The sequence below is a fragment of the Curtobacterium sp. MCBA15_005 genome, assembly GCF_001864855.1.
GTDB lineage: Bacteria > Actinomycetota > Actinomycetes > Actinomycetales > Microbacteriaceae > Curtobacterium > Curtobacterium flaccumfaciens.
Map to the genome: position 1 here is coordinate 84,612 of NZ_MJGL01000014.1, position 6,795 is coordinate 91,406.

4 protein-coding genes are annotated in these 6,795 nt (G+C 70.7%); 3 read left to right on the plus strand and 1 reads right to left on the minus strand.

Features of this window, described 5'->3' with window-relative positions:
- Positions 1–49: 49 nt before the first annotated feature.
- Positions 50–1,558, minus strand: a complete 1,509-nt coding sequence (locus tag BIU89_RS09215) for a phospholipid carrier-dependent glycosyltransferase (RefSeq protein WP_071246012.1) — start codon at positions 1,556–1,558, stop codon at positions 50–52.
- Positions 1,559–1,831: 273 nt separating this feature from the next.
- Here BIU89_RS09215 and BIU89_RS09220 point away from each other — a divergent pair, with 273 nt between their 5' ends.
- The 3 genes from BIU89_RS09220 (at position 1,832) to mfd (ending at position 6,764) form a co-directional block, all read left to right on the plus strand.
- A complete protein-coding gene (locus BIU89_RS09220; protein WP_027464488.1) occupies positions 1,832–2,455 on the plus strand; it encodes a 50S ribosomal protein L25/general stress protein Ctc in 624 nt (207 codons plus the stop codon).
- Between the two features lie 43 nt (positions 2,456–2,498).
- Positions 2,499–3,086, plus strand: a complete 588-nt coding sequence (pth, locus tag BIU89_RS09225) for an aminoacyl-tRNA hydrolase (protein WP_027464489.1) — start codon at positions 2,499–2,501, stop codon at positions 3,084–3,086.
- 69 nt (positions 3,087–3,155) lie between these two features.
- Positions 3,156–6,764 carry a transcription-repair coupling factor gene (gene mfd / locus BIU89_RS09230; protein ID WP_071246014.1) on the plus strand — a complete coding sequence of 1,203 codons (3,609 nt, stop codon included), beginning with the start codon at positions 3,156–3,158 and terminating at the stop codon, positions 6,762–6,764.
- The last annotated feature ends 31 nt before the right edge of the window (positions 6,765–6,795 follow it).

Genomic DNA, 6,795 nt, shown 5'->3' on the forward strand with positions numbered 1-6,795 from the left:
GGCCTCCCGTCCGTCCCGCTGCCCGGGGGACGTCGCGTGTCGACCCGTGTCAGCCCGGGACGGCTTCGAGGACCCCGTCACGTTCGCGGAGCGCGCCGTGCTTCGGGACCCACACCTGCAACTCGTCGACGGTGAAGTGCTCGAGGTCGTCGCGGTGTGCCGTCAGGAACGAGGCGATCCCGGGCTTCATCGGGAACCGCGGGTCGATCCCCTGCACCACGGCGACGACGTCGTCGGCGTCCGGCTCCCAGGTGCCGCGCTCGAAGAAGTACGGCCGCCACGCAACCAGGTTGTACCCGCTGAACAGGACGGTGCCGTCGTCGACGCCACGTGCCCGCAACTCGGCGTCGAGCCGGGCGACACCAGCCGGACGCGCCTGCGCCACCGCGCTGCCGAGCCGGACCACCGGCACGACGGCGAGGGCGAGCACGAGGCAGACCGCCGTGACCCGCAGTACCCGCTGCCGACGGCTGACGGGCCTGGACGGCCAGCCGGCACGTCCGAGGCCGATGCCGGCGAGGGCGATGAGGAGCGGCATCCACGCGTAGTAGTAGTGCGCGAGTGCGACGTCCGACGCGGTCAGGAAGGCGACCTGCGCACCGAGGCCGATGCCGAGGTAGGCGACGAGCCGGTCGGGTCGGAACACGAACGCCGCGACCAGCCCGATGACCAGCACGAGGACCACCCAGCGGCTGGTGCCCTGCGTGAAGTACACGAAGTTCGCCCACCACGGGGCGAACAGGTACTCGCGACCGAGCAGCTCGATGGAGTGGCCGAGCTCCGCGTGCCCGGTCTGGAACTGCAGCATGTGCACGAAGCCGCGCTCGAAGCCCACGGGCGCGTACAGCAGCACGAACGCGACGACGAACGACCCGGCCGCGATCAGCCCGCCGGTCAACAGGTCCCACCACCGGCGGAACAGGATCGGCAACGCGATGATCGCCACGACGAGCACGGCGGAGGTCATCTTCGACGTCACGGACAGGGCGAGCAACAGGCCGGACGCAGCGGCCCAGAGCCAGCGTCGGCGGTCGGCGCCGTTCACCCACCGCCACGCGGCGTACAGCGCGGCGACCGCGAAGAACACCATGACCGGTTCGAGCAGCGCCGTGCGGTCCATCCTGGTGGCGACACCGGAGCCCGGGTCACCCCAGGCGATGCCGTTCGCCCGGGGGGTGAGCCACCAGAGGGCGGCGGCGATGAGTGCCGCCCAGTACCCGACCGGACGGCGGAACCACAGGAAGAACAGGAGCCCGGTGCCCAGCGAGGCGGTCGCCGCGACGTAGCGCGGACCGAGCGGCCCCGGAGCGCCGAGGACGACCTCCGCCAGGCCGAACAGGTACTTCGCCGTCGGCGGGTGCTCGAGGTTGCGGATGAAGACGCCGTGCAGGTACTCCCAGCCGGACACCACGTACACGTCCTCGTCGACGTCCACGCGCTGCCGGCCCACGTGCCAGTAGGCGAAGACCACCGCGGCGGCGACGACGACCAGGAACGCGACGATCCGCACGACCCGCGGACGGTCGAGCGTTCGGCGGGCACGGTGGGAGGCGATCACGGTGGACAAGTCTCACACGCGGAGGTCGGCCGCGACGTGAGCCGGTCCCGTCCTGACCGCACCTGCACCCGTGGTCCGACACGCCCGGACGGGTGCTGCTAGACTCAGTCCCTGACTTCGGCGAGGGCTGCGTACGCGCGGCCGTGATCGACGCGGTGGGATACCCGGCAAGACCCTGGGATCGTTCCTCACGCGTGCACGCGTTCGAGTTGCAACACCACAGACCCCCACGATGCCGGCACCCCGGCGTCGTCCCCGACACCAGGAGGCACCATGGCCGACTACACCAAGCTCGCAGCGGAAGTCCGCACCAAGTTCGGCAAGGGCGCTGCTCGCAAGCTCCGCGCGGCCGACAAGATCCCCGCGGTCGTCTACGGCCACGGCACCGAGCCGATGCACATCTCGCTGCCCGGCCACGAGACCATGCTGCTCGTCCGTACCGCCAACGCGGTCGTCGACCTCGACATCGAGGGCGCTGCGCAGCTCGCCCTCGTCAAGGACGTCCAGCGTGACCCGGTGCGCCAGATCATCGAGCACATCGACCTCGTGGTCCTCCGTCGCGGCGAGAAGGTCACGGTCGACGTGCCCGTCGTCGTCGAGGGCGAGTCCTTCTCCGGCACCATCCACGTGCAGGACCTCAACACGATCTCGCTGCTCGTGCTCGCCACCGACATCCCGGAGCACGTCTCCGTGAACGTCGAGGGCCTCGAGGACGGCGTGCAGATCCACGCCTCGCAGCTCGAGCTCCCCGAGGGCGCCGAGCTCGAGACCGACCCCGAGGCGCTCGTCGTCGCGATCGTCACCCCGCGTGGCACCGCTGACGACGACGCCGCGGACGAGGCCTCGGCCGAGGCCGGCGCCGAGTCGGGTGCCGAGGGCGCCGCGGACTCCGAGTAACACCCCTTCGAAGACATCTGGTCGACGCTGTGACACTGCGCTCATGAACGGCAGCAGCATCCTGGTGGTGGTCGGGCTCGGGAACCCCGGGCCCGACTACGCCGGCAACCGCCACAACGTCGGCCAGATGGTCCTCGACGAACTCGCTTCCCGCATGGGAGCGTCGTTCAAGAAGCACAAGACGCCGAACCAGGTCGCCGAGGGGCGCCTGGTTCCCGGCGGCACACGACTCGTGCTGGCGAAGCCCGGGTCGTTCATGAACACCTCGGGCGGACCGGTCTCCTCGGTGCTCGGGTTCTACGGCGCCACCCCGGCCGACCTCGTCGTCGTGCACGACGAGCTCGACCTGCCGTTCGACACCGTCCGCCTGAAGGGCAACGGCGGGCACGGCGGGCACAACGGGCTGCGCGACATCATCAAGGCCACCGGCACGAACGAGTTCATGCGCGTCCGGGTCGGCATCGGACGTCCGCCCGGTCGGCAGGACCCGGCCGACTACGTGCTGCGTGACTTCTCCGCAGCCGAGAAGAAGACGCTGCCGATCCTGCTGGCCGACGCGGCCGACGCGGTGGAAGCGATCGCCGAGGTCGGGCTGCTCGCCGCACAGCAGCGCGTGCACGCTCCGTCCTGAGCGCTCGGCGCTGTTCGCCCGTCGCGCACGCCGCGGCCGGTGTCGGTGGCGGCCGGTACCATCTCCTGAGTGACGATCTCGGGCATCATCCCTGCGCTCTCGCGCGCCTCCGCCTTCGATCGCGTGCTGCGCGCCGCACCGCGCGACGCCGACTTCTCCGTCGTGGACGGCCTGCGCGTGCCGCTGCTCGGCGCGCTGCTCGCCGAGCGCAACGGTCCGCAGTGCGTCCTCGTCATCACGGCGACCGGGCGTGAAGCCGAAGCGGTCCGCGAAGCGTTCGGCAGCTACGTCCCCGACGCCGACGTGCTCGAGTTCCCGGCGTGGGAGACCCTGCCGCACGAACGCCTCAGCCCGAGTGCGCAGACCGTCGGCACGCGCATCGCGACGCTCCGGAAGCTCGCAGCGTGGCAGGCGGCGGACCCCGCCGAGCGTCGCCAGACCATCGTCGTCGCGAGCGTCCGCGCCGCGCTGCAGCCGATCGCGAGCAACCTGACGTCCCTGGCGCCGGTGGTGCTGCGGACCGACTCGCGGGGCAACGACCTGGCGGCGATCGCGTCCCAGCTGGTGGACCTCGCCTACTCCCGCGTCGACCTCGTCACCCGCCGTGGTGAGTTCGCGGTGCGCGGTGGCATCCTCGACGTCTTCCCACCGACGGCCGACCACCCGGCACGCGTCGACTTCTTCGGCGACGAGATCGAGGCGATCAAGGCGTTCTCGGTCGCCGACCAGCGCACGACAGAGGACGACCTCGGCTCGGTCGAGCTCACCGCCTCGCGCGAACTCCTGCTCAGCGACGACGTCCGGCAGCGGGCGCGCGAGATGCTGCACGAGTTCCCGAACCTGTCCCAGATGCTCGCGAAGATCGCCGAGGGCATCCCGGTCGAGGGCATGGAGTCCCTCGCTCCGGCGCTCGTGCAGGACCTCGTGCCGATGACCTCCTACCTGCCGGACGACGCCACCATCGCGGTGTTCTCGCCCGAGCGGGTGAACGGCCGCGCGAACAGCCTGGCCGAGACGAACACCGAGTTCCTGCAGGCGGCATGGAGCGCAGCGGTCGCGGGTGCCCAGGCCCCGATCGACCTCGACGCCGGCAACTTCCTGACCGTGCAGCAGCTCAAGAACACCCGCGGCCAGCGCACCTGGTGGACGGTGTCGCCGTTCGACTCCGGCCTCGACGAAGGGGACACCGAGCGCGTCCTCACCGACGCCGAGGCCGCTGCCGAGGCCGGTGAGTACATCCGCGTCCGGGCCGAGGCCGTCCCGAGCTTCGCCGGCAGCGCCGACGGGGCGATCGCGCACGTCAAGTCGCTGACCGACGACGGGTGGGCCGTCGTGGTGACCGCGCAGGGCCAGGGCCTCGTCGAGCGTGCGGTGCAGGTGCTCGCCGACGCCGGGGTCGCCGCCCGTGCCGATGCCGTGACCGCGCCGCCCGAGCCCGGCGTCGCCGTCGTGACGACCGCGACCGTCGAGCACGGCTTCGCGATCCCCGACCCCCGCATCGCGGTCCTGAGCGAAGCCGAGTTCTACGGCCGCAGCGTCCAGCAGGGCGCCCGCACCGTCAAGAAGCTCGCGAGCCGGCGCAAGAACGTCGTCGACCCGCTGCAGCTCAAGCCGGGCGACGTCGTCGTGCACGCGACCCACGGCATCGGCAAGTTCGTCGAGCTCGTCAGCCGCGAGGTCTCCAGCGGTGGCCGCAACGCCGTGAAGACGCAGCGCGAGTACCTCGTGCTCGAGTACGCGCCGTCGAAGCGCAACTACCCGGGCGACAAGCTCTTCGTGCCGACCGACCAGCTCGACCAGCTGTCGCGCTACGTCGGTGGTGAGTCCCCGACCCTGTCGAAGATGGGCGGCTCGGACTGGTCCGCCGCCAAGTCGAAGGCCCGCAAGGCCGTCCGCGACATCGCCGTCGACCTGGTCAAGCTGTACTCGGCGCGGATGGCGTCGAAGGGGCACGCGTTCGGCCCGGACACCCCGTGGCAGCGCGAGCTGGAAGAGGCGTTCCCGTTCGCCGAGACCGCCGACCAGCTCACCACGATCGACGAGATCAAGCGCGACATGGAACGCCCGATCCCGATGGACCGCCTGCTGTCCGGCGACGTCGGCTACGGCAAGACCGAGGTCGCGATCCGGGCGGCGTTCAAGGCCGTGCAGGACGGCAAGCAGGTCGTCATGCTCGTCCCGACGACCCTGCTCGTCCGCCAGCACATGGAGACGTTCCAGGAGCGCTTCGCCGGGTTCCCCGTGCACCTGCGTGCCCTGAGCCGGTTCCAGACCGAGAAGGAGTCGAAGGAGACCATCGCCGGGCTCGCCGACGGCACGGTCGACATCGTCATCGCGACCCACCGGATCCTGTCGCAGGGCATCACCTTCAAGGACGTCGGGCTCGTCATCATCGACGAGGAACAGCGGTTCGGCGTCGAGCACAAGGACCAGCTCAAGAAGTTCAAGACGAACGTCGACGTCCTGGCGATGTCGGCGACCCCGATCCCGCGCTCGCTCGAGATGGCGGTCACGGGCATCCGCGAGATGTCGACCCTGGCGACCCCGCCCGAGGACCGCCACCCCATCCTGACCTTCGTCGGGCCGCAGTCCGACCTGCAGGTGGCGGCGGCGATCCGCCGCGAACTGCTGCGCGAGGGCCAGGTGTTCTACGTGCACAACCGCGTGAAGGACATCCAGTCGGTCGCCGCACACCTGGCCGAGATCGTGCCGGACGCCCGCATCGCCGTGGCGCACGGGCAGATGTCGGAGACCGCCCTCGAGCAGGTCATGGTCGGCTTCTGGGAGCGCCGCTTCGACGTCCTCGTCTCGACGACGATCATCGAGACGGGCCTCGACATCGCGAACGCGAACACACTCATCATCGACAAGGCGGACAAGTACGGCCTGTCGCAGCTGCACCAGCTGCGCGGTCGTGTCGGCCGTGGGCGGGAGCGCGGGTACGCGTACTTCCTCTACGACTCCGACAAGCCGCTGTCCGAGACCGCGCAGGACCGCCTCGAGACCATCGCCGCGAACAACGAGCTCGGCGCGGGCATGCAGGTCGCCATGAAGGACCTCGAGATCCGCGGGGCCGGCAACCTGCTCGGCGGGGAGCAGTCCGGCCACATCGCGGGCGTCGGGTTCGACCTGTACCTGCGGATGATCGGCGAGGCGGTGTCGCAGTTCCGTGGCGACGTCGCCGAGGGGCAGACCGAGCTCCGGCTCGAGATCCCCGTCGACGCGCACATCCCCGAGGACTACGTCGAGTCCGAGCGACTCCGGCTCGAGGCGTACCAGAAGCTCTCGGCGGCCTCGGCCCCGACGGCCCAGCCGAACGCGATCGACATGGTGCTCGACGAGCTCACCGACCGCTACGGGCAGCCGCCGCAGGCCGTGCAGACCCTGGTCGAGGTCTCCCGTCTCCGTCGCATGGCGCAGCAGGTCGGCCTGTCCGACGTCGTGGTGATGGGCTCGAACCTGCGGGTCGCCGGCAAGGAGCTCGCCGACTCGTCGCAGGTGCGCCTGAAGCGCATGTTCCCGGGGGCGCGCTGGTTCCCGCAGCAGAACGCGACGAGCATCCCGATGCCGCGTCCGCACGACCAGGCGCTGCCGGACGACGCCCTCATCCAGTGGGTGGAGAGCATCCTCACCGCCGTGTACGGGGCGACGACCCCGGCCGAGGCGCCGGCCGCGTAGACGCGAGCGGAGACGGCCTGGAGGCACGGTG

What these genes read in the sequence shown, in the direction of transcription:
- pth (WP_027464489.1), top strand. Translation starts at nt 2,499, where the DNA reads ATGAACGGCAGCAGCATCCTGGTGGTGGTCGGGCTCGGGAACCCCGGG.
- BIU89_RS09220 (WP_027464488.1), top strand. Translation starts at nt 1,832, where the DNA reads ATGGCCGACTACACCAAGCTCGCAGCGGAAGTCCGCACCAAGTTCGGC.